The organism is Rhodococcus sp. IEGM 1406 (assembly GCF_030056745.1).
Classification (GTDB): domain Bacteria; phylum Actinomycetota; class Actinomycetes; order Mycobacteriales; family Mycobacteriaceae; genus Rhodococcus_F; species Rhodococcus_F erythropolis.
This window is the reverse complement of the sequence record NZ_JASHKO010000002.1, coordinates 481638-493365: the sequence shown is the minus strand read 5'-3', so window position 1 is coordinate 493365 and position 11728 is coordinate 481638. Positions and strand designations below refer to the sequence as shown.

Here is an 11728-nt window from a genome sequence, read left to right as displayed (position 1 = left end):
AGGGGGAGGGAATAAGCGGTGGCCGGTGCTTTGTGCGGTGCGTCAGCGCGAGTGGTGTGGCGCGCTGACGCACGTGCTGTGTTGTTTGATCAGCTCGCGTAGGAACGCAGTTTCTCGGCGCGATCGCCGACGCGGAGCTTGCCCATGACCTCACGCTCGATCTGACGAACCCGCTCACGCGAGAGGCCGAAGAGCTTGCCGATCTGATCGAGGGTGCGAGGCTGGCCGTCGTCGAGACCGTAGCGAAGTCGGATGACCTGCTGCTCGCGCTCGTCGAGCGTCCCGAGCACGCTGCGCACATCGCTGTGCAGCAGACCGGCGATGACGGCGTTCTCCGCCGAAGTTGCCTCGGAATCTTCGATGAAGTCGCCCAAGGGAGCTTCTTCGTCGTTGCCGACTGGCATGTCCAGGCTTACCGGGTCGCGGCTGTGGTCGAGCAGGTCCGCGATCTTGTGGGCGGGAATGCCCGACTCTTCGGCCAACTCGTCGTCCGTCGCTTCGCGCCCGAGCTGCTGGTGCAGTTCACGCTTGATGCGGGCGAGCTTGTTGACCTGTTCCACGAGGTGGACTGGGAGCCGGATGGTGCGGCTCTGATCAGCCATTCCGCGGGTGATCGCCTGACGGATCCACCAGGTGGCGTACGTCGAGAACTTGAAGCCCTTGGCGTAGTCGAACTTCTCCATGGCACGGATGAGTCCGAGGTTGCCTTCTTGAATGAGATCGAGGAGCGGCATTCCACGGCCGGTGTAGCGCTTGGCCAGCGACACGACGAGTCGCAGGTTCGCTTCCAGGAGGTGGCTACGCGCCGACTGTCCCTCGCGAACGATCGTTGCGAGATCCCTCTTCTTGGCGACTGTCAGGCGCTTTCCCGTGGCAAGGACGTGGCTGGCGTACAGCCCCGCTTCGATTCGCTTCGCCAGTTCGACCTCGTCTGCTGCTGTCAGCAGTGCAGTACGACCGATCCCGTTCAGGTAGACGCGGACCAGGTCTGCGGCCGGGCTCTGGGCGTCCAGATCTGCGGCGCTCGGACGAATGCGAGTAGTGGTGCTGGGGCTTGTCATGACTTGCCTCCCTATCGGCGGTCTCTCACACAGTTCAACGTGTGAGAGTTCCGGGAAAGTTCCCGCGCCGATTTCCGCTAAAACGCCGTGACCTGCAGTTATTTCCCAGTCGTCCTGAGAAGTTGCTGAGAACACAAAAATCTGCAACTCACCGGGAACTCAGTTCGTGACGGGAAGCACCAACCCGTGCCGGACAAGCGAGACCAGCAATGTGACGACGGCCTCACGTAGCTGGTCCGGGTCTTCGCCGTTCGCCGCGGCGAGAAGTTCGACCAGTTCGTCGACCACCAGTCCGTCCGCTCGGAGCCCGGCCAGCAGCGCAGCACCGAGCTCGTCGATCTCGTGCTGCCAGTGCGGTCCGTTGCCGCGGTGCACACGCGTGACCACTTGCTGCCATCCCTCGTCGCCGGGGAGGTAGACGCGTTCGAGAGCCGTGTCCGGATCGAGGACGAATCGCTCCTCGAGGACGTCGTGTTCACGCAACCAGGCAAGACGGTCGAAGTAAGCGAGCGCCTCTGCCCCGAGCGGGTCCGAGAAGCCGTGCATGAGGTCCTCGGCCATCAGGTCGGTGGGGGAGTCGGTGCGGCGAAGGAACACGAAACCGAAGCCGACGCCCTCGACATCGGCTTCTTCGAGGTGATCCAGCCAGGCGTTAGCTCTCGATGCCGATTCCGGATCTCGCGGATCCTGCCCGCCGTCCTTGAGCCACGTGCCGACGTACAGAGCTGGGTCCGCCACGTCGCGCTGCACCACCCAGGCGTCGACGCCGTGCGCCGGCAGCCACGACGCGATCCGCGAACGCCAGTCCTGTCCTTCGATGTGCACCCACGAGGCCAACAGTGCTGCCGTGCCGCCGGGGTTCAGATAGTCAATCGAGCGCGAGATCATCAATTCGCTCGCACCGTCGAGATCGAGGCCGGAATCGCGGTACGTGTGATGGACGCGTGCCTCGCCGACGACAAACGGGGGATTGGCGACCACCTGGTCGAAGGTTCGACCCTCGACGGGTTCGAACCAGGACCCTTGAAGCAGTTCGACGTCCAGCCCGTTGAGCGCCATGGTTGCGGCCGTGAGGTCGACGGCGCGTTGATTGATGTCGGTTGCGGTGACCGAATCCGCGTATGTGTTCGCGTGCAGGGCTTGGATGCCGCATCCCGTACCGAGGTCGAGCACGCTGCCGACCTTCGCGGTGGGCGTGGCCTGCAGCAAGGACAGTGACGCATGTCCGACGCCCAGCACGTGATCGGCCGTGGCCTTCTTGGGACGGATTCCGCCGTCGAGATCCGAGATCACCCAACGGTCGCCGTCGCCGACGTCGATGGGGCGAAGATCGACCGCGGCCCGCACGAGCGGATTCTCACTGTCGAAGTTTTCACCTTCGAGCAGGCCGGCGTCGACGCACTGCGCAATTGTCAGCGGAGTCAACGCCGCGGCGACGTCGCCTGCCGGGCAATCATCGGCGAGAAGGAACAGTCTGATGAGAACGCCCAGGTCCCCGAGTTCTCGGGTGGCGCGGCGCACGGGTACCGGCTCACTTCGGCCGAGAGCGGCGTGAACTTCGGGACCCAATGCCTCGAGCATGGTTCCCGTGTCGAATCGATTGCGAAGCAGGGCCTCACGCAGCGCAGGGGTGATGGACAGGAGCGTTTCGCTTCTCACCCCGTCATTCTCGCAGGCGGAACTTGTCAGCCTTCGATGGTGTGGTGCGTCGCGGATTCGATCTCGCCTGCGGTCTTCTTTCGTCCGTCGTATCGGCTCGGTTCGTCCTTGGTGCGCGGTGGTCGGTCGTTGGCGATCAGGACGGCGATCCAGGGAAGCGGAATGGATGCACCGATGATGAGCATCGAAATCCAGGCGTTGGCCCAGATGCCGTACGCGATCGCCGCGAGGATCAACGCCGGGAACCGGAAGGACATGATGATCATGTACTTGCGCACTCGGGCTTTGTGCTGTTCTTCGACGGACTTCTGCGCTTCGGTGATCAGTACGGGATTATCGGGAGTCCCGGCCTCGTCGGACCTGCCGAACGCGCCATTTCGTGCCATGACTCCACTGTTCCACTCTCGGCCGACAATTGCACACGACCCGTGGGTCGCACCGCTGTGACGGAGACGGCATTATTGGAGGGGTGAGCACTCAAACCAAGGAACGTCCCGACGTCTCCACCGACGAAACGACCGACGACGACACCCCGAAGTTCTTCCACTACGTGAAGAAGAACAAGATCGCCGAGAGCGCCGTCATGGGAACCCATGTCGTCGCGCTGTGCGGCGAGGTGTTTCCCGTGACGAAGTCCGCCAAGCCGGGATCGCCGGTGTGCCCGGACTGCAAGAAGATTTACGAAGGACTCCGTAAGGGCGACTGACCTCGGGTCACGCGCGCGGGAGTACTTCCGGAGCTCGGCGGATCGACAGCCTCGACGCAGTCGGCCGCCGGGCTCTTCGCGTCTGCCTGCGGTTCATCGCAGGGATCTTGGTCGACGCACGAGTTCTGGCGCGACTCTGTTTGTCTGCTGCGGGGCCGCCCGTACGAGGGGACTGTGGCCGGATCCGCTTTGTCGCCCGAGATGCGGATCGGGCTGGTGGCCAGGTGCCAGGTCAGGTTGGTGACCGGACCGGTCTCGTCGTCGGTGTTCTGAGCCGCAAGCCACTCTCGCATCTGCTCCATCCGAGTGGCACGAGCCGGCCAGAACTCCTGAACCGTCGCGTTGAACTCGGCGCCCAGGACGACGGCAAAACCGAGGAAGAACGTGAAGAGCAGAAATGCGATCGGCGTTGCCAGTGCGCCGTACGTGTAGCCGGTGCTGGTGACAAATCCCAGGTACCAGCGCAATCCTGTGCTGGCGGCCATGAAGAACACACCGGCGACCAGCGCGCCCGCGAGCAGCCGATGCCACGGCAGCGACTTCGGCAGAGCGACCTTGTAGAGCGTCGTGAGGCCGATGATCACCAGCAGACCGACAGCGGGGTAGTAGAACGTGTCGACCAGATTCGATCCGACCACGTACCAGGAGGCCGGCAGTGCTCGCCCGACGAGCGTCGGTCCGAGAGCTACCAGCGGCAGGATGAACACCGCCATCACCAGGAACATCACGTAGAGCAGCAGGGCGAAGATGCGCTGCCAGATGGGATTGCGCGCATCCTGCTGACCGTGTGCTTCCACGATCGAGTCGACGAACGTACTGATCGCCGATGATCCCGCCCACAGGGAGAGCAGGAAGCCCACCGAGATGATCTCCGGTCGTCCGCGCTGAAGGACGTCCGTCACCGTCGGGCGGATGATCTGGTCGACGACGCTTTCGCTGAAGATCGTTCCGCTGAACGTGACGATCTTGGATTCGATGATCTCTACGGTGTTGGGTCCGAACCACCCACCGATGTAGCCGATCATTCCGAGAAGGCCCAGAAGCAGGGGAGCCAGTGACAGCGTTTGCCAGAACGCGGCCGTAGCCGCCTTTCCGAAGATGGAATCGTCCCAGGCCTTGCTCAGTGTGCGACCGATCAACTGCCCGGTGCGGCGTAGCGGATGCCATCTGCGGTGGTGCAGATCACTTCCGCTCGACTTCTCGCCTCGCGCTTCACTCATGATGTCTCCAGCATCCCTGACGACACACCCGGTTGCCCAACCATGGCGCCGACGTGTCGCACATTTCTGAGACAATTCGCGTGCAGGTCGGCAGGATGCGAGAACAGCGAAACCTCGCCGGCCGGAGTGAGAACGGCCATGAGTACGCGCTTCGAGTGCGGCTTTCGTCGGTGGCGGCGGCTAGGCTCGTCGCCGGACATTGATGAAAATTCGAGGAGCGCGAGACAACAGTGCGATTCCAGTGGAGGCGCGGCCTATGACGTCTGAGACCGTGGCAGCCGAGTTCGGCAATTCGCCCGAACCCGCCGGAGCTCAATCCGCGGGAACCCAACCTGGCGCCCCTACCGGTTCCCTTCGTGCATGGCAGCGCCGTGCACTGACCAAGTACCTTTCCAGCAGTCCGCGTGACTTCCTGGCGGTCGCAACGCCTGGAGCAGGTAAGACCACCTTCGCTCTGCGGGTAGCTTCGGAATTGCTCCGTGACCGGACGGTCGACCAGATAACCGTCGTGGCGCCGACCGAGCACCTCAAGCACCAGTGGGCGGAGTCCGCTCAGCGATCCGGCCTGGCATTGGACTCGCGGTTCTCCAACTCGACCGGCCAGACCTCGAGTGACTATCACGGCGTCGTGCTGACCTACGCCCAGGTTGCCTCGCACCCGTCGAAGCACCGTGTGCGCACCGAGGGCCGCAAGACGCTGGTCATCCTCGACGAGATCCACCACGGCGGCGACGCCAAGAGCTGGGGCGACGCCATTCGTGAGGCGTTCGGCGACGCGACCAGGCGTCTCGCACTGACCGGAACTCCGTTCCGCAGTGACGACAGTGCCATTCCTTTTGTCGAGTACGAGCCGGACAAGGAAGGTCTGCTCCGCTCGAAAGCCGATCACTCCTACGGATATTCGGATGCCCTCAAGGACGGCGTGGTTCGCCCCGTCGTGTTTCTCGCCTACTCGGGCGAGGCGCGGTGGCGAAACAACGCCGGCGAGGAATTCACCGCTCGGCTCGGCGAGCCGCTGAGCGCCGAGCAGACGACTCGGGCATGGCGTACGGCCTTGGACCCTGCCGGCGACTGGATTCCTGCCGTGCTGCAAGCAGCAGACACCCGTTTGGCGCAGCTGCGCAGTACGGGTATGCCCGATGCCGGCGGACTTGTCATCGCGACGGACCAGACAGTGGCCCGCGAGTACGCGAAGGCGTTGACAGCGATCACCGGCGAACAGCCGGCCGTCGTGCTGTCCGACGACCCCACCGCGTCCAAGCGAATCGCCGAATTCGGTGCGAGCGACCAGAAATGGATGGTCGCGGTGCGCATGGTGTCCGAGGGCGTCGACGTTCCCCGTCTGGCGGTCGGTGTGTACGCGACCAGCGCGTCGACCCCGCTGTACTTCGCTCAGGCGATCGGGCGCTTCGTGCGTTCGCGTCGTAAGGGCGAAACTGCCAGCGTCTTCCTGCCGTCGGTGCCGGTGCTTCTCGACCTTGCTGCACAGCTCGAGGCTCAGCGTGACCACGTACTCGGCAAGCCGCATCGTGAGAAGGACGGCCTCGAAGACGACCTGCTCGCCGATGCGAACAAGCAGAAGGACGAGCTGGGCGAGGAGGAGAAGGCGTTCACGTCCCTGGGCGCCGATGCCGAACTCGACCAGGTGATCTACGACGGATCGTCCTTCGGTACCGCGACATTCGCCGGAAGTGACGAGGAAGCCGACTACCTCGGTCTGCCAGGCCTACTCGACGCCGATCAGATGCGGGCATTGCTGCGTCAACGCCAGCAGACACAGGTCGAGGCCAACTCGGCCAAGGCCGCCGCACCGCAACCCACGGCGGCAGTGGTATCCGATCGAGCGGCCACGGCAGATCAGCTCGGAGCGCTCCGCAAGGAGCTGAACGGGTTGGTGGCGATGAACGTTCACCGCACCGGCAAACCACACGGCATCATTCACGCGGAACTTCGCCGAGTGTGCGGAGGCCCGCCGACGGCCATCGCGACTGTCGATCAGCTGACCGAGCGCATCGCGATCCTACGCAGCTGGTAGCAGCCGATACCGGTCCCGTACGCTTCGCGTGCTTGCGGCCCCGGAACGGCAGAACGGGCGATCACAGTAACTGTGATCGCCCGTTCTGGCGTTCATGGCGCGCCTCGTGAAGAGGCCACCCCCGGCTGACAGGTCAGATTGCGGGTTCGCTTTCGGAGACGACGGCATTCATCTCGCGAAGTCGATCCGCGTGTTCGGTTGCGTGGTGTCCGCAGAAGAGAAGCTCGCCGCCGGTGGGAAGCACGGCGCGTACGCGTGCTCCGGCACCGCACCGGTCGCACCGGTCGGCAGCGGTCAACTGTGGGCTGGTCAGTGTTCCGGGCATGACTCCTCCGTACTGGCTTTGCGGCATTCGGGCCGCGTGCCTGGGGCCTGGTCCGCCGCGTCGGAATGGCGCGGTAGATCCACTCTTACAGACGTTTGGGGTTTACGGGTTGTTCCCGAAGGCGTTTCTTAGTGTTGTGTCTCACTGGAAATGCGCTGGACAGGCATTCTCGGGTGAAGATTGTTCGCTGACAGCTGATTCGAATCGCCGACCTCAGCCCGATATTCTGGGCGGATGAACCCGGGACGCGAACCACTTGTCGACGAGAGCGTCGAGTTGCTCCACATGTGCACGCGCGAGGAATGGGCGCGGGCACAACAGCACGGCGAACGTATCCCCGACGGATTCGAGGCGGAGGGATTTGTTCACATGTCGACTCCGGCGCAAGTTCATCTCCCGGCGAATCGGATCTTCGCCGGCCGCGACGACATAGTCCTTCTCGCCATCGATCCGGCCCTGCTCGGTGGTCAGGTCAAGTACGAACCGGGCGTCCCTTCTGACCCGGAATCGATGCGATTCCCGCATCTGTACGCCCCGATTCCGGTCGCAGCCGTCACCGCTGTCGTCGAGTATCTTCCGGACGAGAACGGCGTGTTTTCGCCGGTTCGGTAGGTCGCCGGTTCGCTCGCCGCGAAGTGCTCCCGGCGGATTGTGGCCCTCACGCGATGCAGGTCGCCGATCGGCGCTACCGTTGGTATATGAACGTAGAAGTCACCCCACTACCGGGGATCGGGACGCGCAAGGATTTTGTTCTGTCTTCCGGTCGTCGCGTGGGTGTCGTCACCCATCGGGACGGTCATACCGACCTCATCGTGTCCAAGGCAGACGACCCTGACGCGTGTGCTGCCTCGCTGCCTCTGACCACAGAGGAAGCGGCAGCGCTCAGCAATCTCCTGGGTGCCCCACAGCTCGTTGCGCAGCTCGAAGAAGAGCACCGTGACCTTCCGGGCATTCGAACCAAACAGCTCTACATCAAGGACGGTTCGCGCTACGACGGGCAGACCCTCGGGGACACCGGCATGCGCACGCGTACCGGAGTCTCCATCGTCGCCGTCATGCGTGCCGGACAGGTCAGCCCGTCCCCGAACCCCGACTTCACCTTCACCGGGGGAGATCTTCTCGTAGCAGTCGGAACGCCGGACGGTTTGGCCGCAGCGGCAAAAATCTTGGCCAACGGCTGACTGGCGCGTGGACACAACCACCCTCGCACTGATCGAACTCGGCGCGGTCTTCTTCGCGCTCGGACTGCTCGGACGACTCGCTGCTCGCGTGGGGATGTCGCCGATCCCGTTCTACCTGATCGGCGGCCTGTGCTTCGGACAGGGCGGTTTCATCCAACTCGGAGACATCGGCGAGTTCTCCCATCTGGCAAGTGAGATCGGGATCGTCCTGCTCTTGTTGCTGTTGGGGCTCGAATACACCGCGGCCGAGCTCGTGACCGGTCTCAAACGCTCACGCGTAGCGGGCATCGTCGACATCGTCCTCAACGCGACTCCCGGCGCGTTGGTCGGCTTGATTCTCGGCTGGGGCGTCGTGGGGGCGACGGTCATGGCCGGCGTCACCTACATCTCGTCTTCGGGCATCATCGCCAAGGTGCTCAGCGACCTGGGGCGCCTCGGTAACCGCGAAACACCGGTCGTGCTGTCGATTCTGGTGTTCGAAGACCTGGCGATGGCGCTGTATCTGCCGATTCTGACCGCGATGCTTGCGGGCGTCAGCTTCATGGGCGGGCTCGAAGCGGTCGGGATCTCGTTGTTGGTCATCACCGTGGTTCTTGTTGTGGCCCTGCGATACGGGCGGTACGTCTCCGCGCTCCTGGACAGTCCCGACAGCGAGACGCTCCTGCTCAAGCTGCTCGGTGCCGCACTGTTGGTTGCCGGCATCAGTTCGGCGATGCAGGTGTCGGCGGCTGTGGGCGCGTTCCTCCTCGGGATCGCGATCTCGGGGTCGACGGCGCACAATGCCAGTCGCGTGCTCGAGCCCCTTCGAGATCTGTTCGCTGCAATGTTCTTCGTGGTCTTCGGTCTCAACACCGATCCCAGTTCCATTCCGCCCGTCCTCGGGTGGGCTGCGATCCTGGCCGTCGTCACCGCGATCACGAAGCTGATCACCGGCGCCTGGGCGGCCAGACGTCAGGGTGTCGCGCGAATGGGTCAAGCGCGCGCCGGTGCCGCCCTGATCGCCCGCGGTGAGTTCTCCATCATCATCGCCGGGCTGGCGGTGTCCGCGGGTGCGGTCGACGCCGAACTGGCGGCATTGGCAACGGCTTACGTGCTCCTGATGGCGGTCATCGGTCCAGTGGCGGCAAGAGTTATCGAACCGGTTGCCTCGTTGTACATCAAGGTTCGTACGAAGTCCTGATTGCGGCCCTATTCTGTCCGGATGTCGAACAGAATCGCCCGTCCCGCCGCGACAGTCCTGTGCGCGGTGATCCTCTCGTGCGGTCCGGTGCCGGCGCTCGCCGGGGGAATACCCGCGCTCGAACAAGCCGGACCTGCAGCTGCGCAGGTTGCCGCAGACCGATCGCTGCATCTCGAGGGTGCGTCGAACGCGCGTGACATCGGCGGTTACGTCACCGAGGAGGGGCGGACCGTTCGGTGGGGGAAGGTGTTTCGCTCGAATGCCCTCGACAAGCTGACGCCGTCGGATCTCGCGTCGTTGAGCGAACGCGGAGTGGAATCGGTGGACGACTTCCGCACGGTCGTCGAACGGACGCTCTCGCAGGACCGCATTCCGAACGGGGCACGAACCAACTGGTTCGACGTCATCGGAACCAACCCCGCCAACCTCCCGGCTCTGGTGGACATGCCCACGATGTACGCGTTGATGGCGACCGATCCGGGGGCGAGCCGCGCATTCCACGATGCTCTGGTGAACGTCGCGAACACCGAGGGTGCAGTCCTCTACCACTGCTCGGCGGGCAAGGACCGTACCGGCTGGATGACTGCGGTTCTTCTGACCCTCCTCGGCGTGAGCCGCGCCGACGTGAACGCCGACTACATGCTCAGCAACCAGTACCTCACCGGACCTCGCACCGGGAGTGCGTTCATCGACGGCGTCGAACAGTCGTGGCTGGACACGTCTTTCGCCACGGTGGATCGGGTGTACGGCAACTTCGACAACTACGTCCGGGACGGCCTGCAGTTGAGCGACGGGGACATCGCACAACTCCGGGACACACTCTTGGCCTGAGGCGGCAAACGAAGAAGAGCCGCTCTCCGGAAATCCGGAGAGCGGCTCTTCTGCGTATAGCTGGTGTGACTAGTCGAGGTAGTCGCGCAGAACCTGCGAACGCGACGGGTGGCGCAGCTTCGACATCGTCTTCGATTCGATCTGACGGATACGCTCACGCGTGACGCCGTAGACCTGTCCGATTTCGTCTAAAGTCCTCGGCTGGCCGTCGGTGAGGCCGAAGCGCAGGCGAACCACGCCGGCTTCGCGCTCGGACAGCGTCTCGAGTACCGACTGCAGCTGATCCTGCAGCAAAGTGAACGAGACGGCGTCGACTGCGACAACAGCTTCGGAGTCCTCGATGAAGTCACCGAGCTGGCTGTCGCCCTCGTCGCCGATGGTCTGGTCGAGAGAGATCGGCTCACGCGCGTACTGCTGGATTTCCAGCACCTTCTCCGGCGTGATGTCCATTTCCTTGGCAAGCTCTTCCGGCGTGGGCTCACGGCCCAGGTCCTGGAGCAGCTCACGCTGGATACGGCCGAGCTTGTTGATGACCTCGACCATGTGCACCGGGATGCGGATGGTGCGAGCCTGGTCGGCCATTGCGCGGGTGATGGCCTGTCGGATCCACCACGTGGCGTAGGTCGAGAACTTGTAACCCTTGGTGTAGTCGAACTTCTCGACTGCACGGATCAGACCGAGGTTGCCTTCCTGGATGAGGTCCAGGAACGCCATGCCGCGGCCCGTGTAGCGCTTGGCCAGCGAGACGACCAGGCGAAGGTTGGCCTCGAGGAGGTGGTTCTTGGCGCGGTTGCCGTCGCGGCAGATCCAGCTCATGTCGCGTCGCTGAGCTGCAGGCAACTTCTCGCCCTTGTCAGCAAGATCCTGCATGATCTGCACGGCGTAGAGGCCGGCCTCGATGCGCTTGGCCAGTTCGACTTCCTCTTCGGCGTTGAGGAGTGCGACCTTGCCGATCTGCTTGAGGTAAGCGCGAACCGAGTCGGCGGACGCCGTCAGTTCGGCGTCCTTGCGTGCCTGGCGAAGAGCCTCGGACTCTTCCTCGTCCCAGACGAAGTCGCCGGAAGCCTTGTCCTTCTCGGACGGCTCTGCAGCGGTCTCTTCGTCTTCGCCGACTGCTACGACCTCGACGACATCGGACTCGACCTCGGCAAGGTCGCCGTCCGTGATGTCGATGTCTTCCAACTCGACATCGCCGTCTTCGGCATCAGGATCGCCGGCCTTCTTGGGGCTGGCCTTCTTAGCTGCTGCCTTCTTGGCCGGAGCTTTCTTGGCCGGAGCCTTCTTTGCTGCTGCCTTCTTGGCGGGAGCCTTTTTCGCCGGAGCCTTCTTGGCTGCCGGAGCGGTGACGGTGGCCGCCTCCACGGCTGGAGATTGTGGCTCTGACTCTGATGGAGAATCAGCAGTCTGACGTGTATCGGTGGCTGCCACGTACGCCCTTTCGTGACGGTGTCGTGCGGCGTCACGCCAGAGTGGTGATCCGGCGGAGAGGTCAATGGTTGTTGGCCGGCGCGCAGCCGGACTTCACCATTG

Annotated in this window: 12 protein-coding genes; 6 read left to right on the top strand and 6 right to left on the bottom strand. The window is 63.8% G+C overall.

The window, feature by feature from the left end; translation table 11 throughout:
• Positions 1-89 precede the first annotated feature (89 nt).
• The 3 genes from QM596_RS11630 to QM596_RS11620 form a co-directional block, all read right to left on the bottom strand.
• Entirely contained in the window at positions 90-1061 is a 972-nt protein-coding gene (locus tag QM596_RS11630; RefSeq protein WP_003942639.1) for a sigma-70 family RNA polymerase sigma factor, read from the bottom strand.
• Positions 1062-1220: 159 nt separating this feature from the next.
• Positions 1221-2720, bottom strand: a complete 1500-nt coding sequence (locus QM596_RS11625) for a DUF7782 domain-containing protein (protein WP_019748236.1) — start codon at positions 2718-2720, stop codon at positions 1221-1223.
• 26 nt (positions 2721-2746) lie between these two features.
• Positions 2747-3106 carry a DUF3099 domain-containing protein gene (locus QM596_RS11620; RefSeq protein WP_019748237.1) on the bottom strand — a complete coding sequence of 120 codons (360 nt, stop codon included), beginning with the start codon at positions 3104-3106 and terminating at the stop codon, positions 2747-2749.
• Positions 3107-3189: 83 nt separating this feature from the next.
• Here QM596_RS11620 and QM596_RS11615 point away from each other — a divergent pair, with 83 nt between their 5' ends.
• Positions 3190-3426, top strand: a complete 237-nt coding sequence (locus QM596_RS11615) for a DUF3039 domain-containing protein (RefSeq protein WP_003942602.1) — start codon at positions 3190-3192, stop codon at positions 3424-3426.
• Here QM596_RS11615 and QM596_RS11610 read toward each other — a convergent pair.
• On the bottom strand, positions 3399-4646 hold the full coding sequence (locus QM596_RS11610; protein WP_021344113.1) for a YihY/virulence factor BrkB family protein: 1248 nt from the start codon (positions 4644-4646) through the stop codon (positions 3399-3401). The genes QM596_RS11615 and QM596_RS11610 overlap by 28 nt on opposite strands.
• Before the next feature lie 256 nt (positions 4647-4902).
• Between QM596_RS11610 and QM596_RS11605 the strand changes: the two genes are divergently transcribed.
• Positions 4903-6681 carry a DEAD/DEAH box helicase gene (locus QM596_RS11605; protein ID WP_020907558.1) on the top strand — a complete coding sequence of 593 codons (1779 nt, stop codon included), beginning with the start codon at positions 4903-4905 and terminating at the stop codon, positions 6679-6681.
• A gap of 133 nt (positions 6682-6814) precedes the next feature.
• Here QM596_RS11605 and QM596_RS11600 read toward each other — a convergent pair whose 3' ends face one another.
• Positions 6815-7006, bottom strand: coding sequence for a DUF7455 domain-containing protein (locus QM596_RS11600; protein WP_003942643.1), 192 nt, complete (start codon positions 7004-7006; stop codon positions 6815-6817).
• 234 nt (positions 7007-7240) lie between these two features.
• Here QM596_RS11600 and QM596_RS11595 point away from each other — a divergent pair, with 234 nt between their 5' ends.
• From QM596_RS11595 to QM596_RS11580, 4 genes are all read left to right on the top strand, one after another.
• On the top strand, positions 7241-7618 hold the full coding sequence (locus QM596_RS11595; RefSeq protein WP_020969495.1) for a DUF952 domain-containing protein: 378 nt from the start codon (positions 7241-7243) through the stop codon (positions 7616-7618).
• 86 nt (positions 7619-7704) lie between these two features.
• Entirely contained in the window at positions 7705-8187 is a 483-nt protein-coding gene (locus tag QM596_RS11590) for a cation:proton antiporter regulatory subunit (protein ID WP_021344116.1), read from the top strand.
• Positions 8188-8194: 7 nt separating this feature from the next.
• On the top strand, positions 8195-9367 hold the full coding sequence (locus QM596_RS11585; RefSeq protein ID WP_283309083.1) for a cation:proton antiporter: 1173 nt from the start codon (positions 8195-8197) through the stop codon (positions 9365-9367).
• A gap of 21 nt (positions 9368-9388) precedes the next feature.
• Positions 9389-10198, top strand: a complete 810-nt coding sequence (locus tag QM596_RS11580) for a tyrosine-protein phosphatase (RefSeq protein WP_047888402.1) — start codon at positions 9389-9391, stop codon at positions 10196-10198.
• Between the two features lie 69 nt (positions 10199-10267).
• Here QM596_RS11580 and QM596_RS11575 read toward each other — a convergent pair whose 3' ends face one another.
• Complete coding sequence (locus tag QM596_RS11575; protein ID WP_370333980.1) at positions 10268-11692, bottom strand: RNA polymerase sigma factor; 1425 nt, start codon at positions 11690-11692, stop codon at positions 10268-10270.
• Between the last annotated feature and the right edge of the window lie 36 nt (positions 11693-11728).

What these genes read in the sequence shown, in the direction of transcription:
- QM596_RS11590 (WP_021344116.1), top strand. Translation starts at nt 7,705, where the DNA reads ATGAACGTAGAAGTCACCCCACTACCGGGGATCGGGACGCGCAAGGAT.
- QM596_RS11600 (WP_003942643.1), bottom strand. Translation starts at nt 7,006, where the DNA reads ATGCCCGGAACACTGACCAGCCCACAGTTGACCGCTGCCGACCGGTGC.
- QM596_RS11610 (WP_021344113.1), bottom strand. Translation starts at nt 4,646, where the DNA reads ATGAGTGAAGCGCGAGGCGAGAAGTCGAGCGGAAGTGATCTGCACCAC.
- QM596_RS11630 (WP_003942639.1), bottom strand. Translation starts at nt 1,061, where the DNA reads ATGACAAGCCCCAGCACCACTACTCGCATTCGTCCGAGCGCCGCAGAT.
- QM596_RS11580 (WP_047888402.1), top strand. Translation starts at nt 9,389, where the DNA reads ATGTCGAACAGAATCGCCCGTCCCGCCGCGACAGTCCTGTGCGCGGTG.
- QM596_RS11595 (WP_020969495.1), top strand. Translation starts at nt 7,241, where the DNA reads ATGAACCCGGGACGCGAACCACTTGTCGACGAGAGCGTCGAGTTGCTC.
- QM596_RS11605 (WP_020907558.1), top strand. Translation starts at nt 4,903, where the DNA reads ATGACGTCTGAGACCGTGGCAGCCGAGTTCGGCAATTCGCCCGAACCC.
- QM596_RS11620 (WP_019748237.1), bottom strand. Translation starts at nt 3,106, where the DNA reads ATGGCACGAAATGGCGCGTTCGGCAGGTCCGACGAGGCCGGGACTCCC.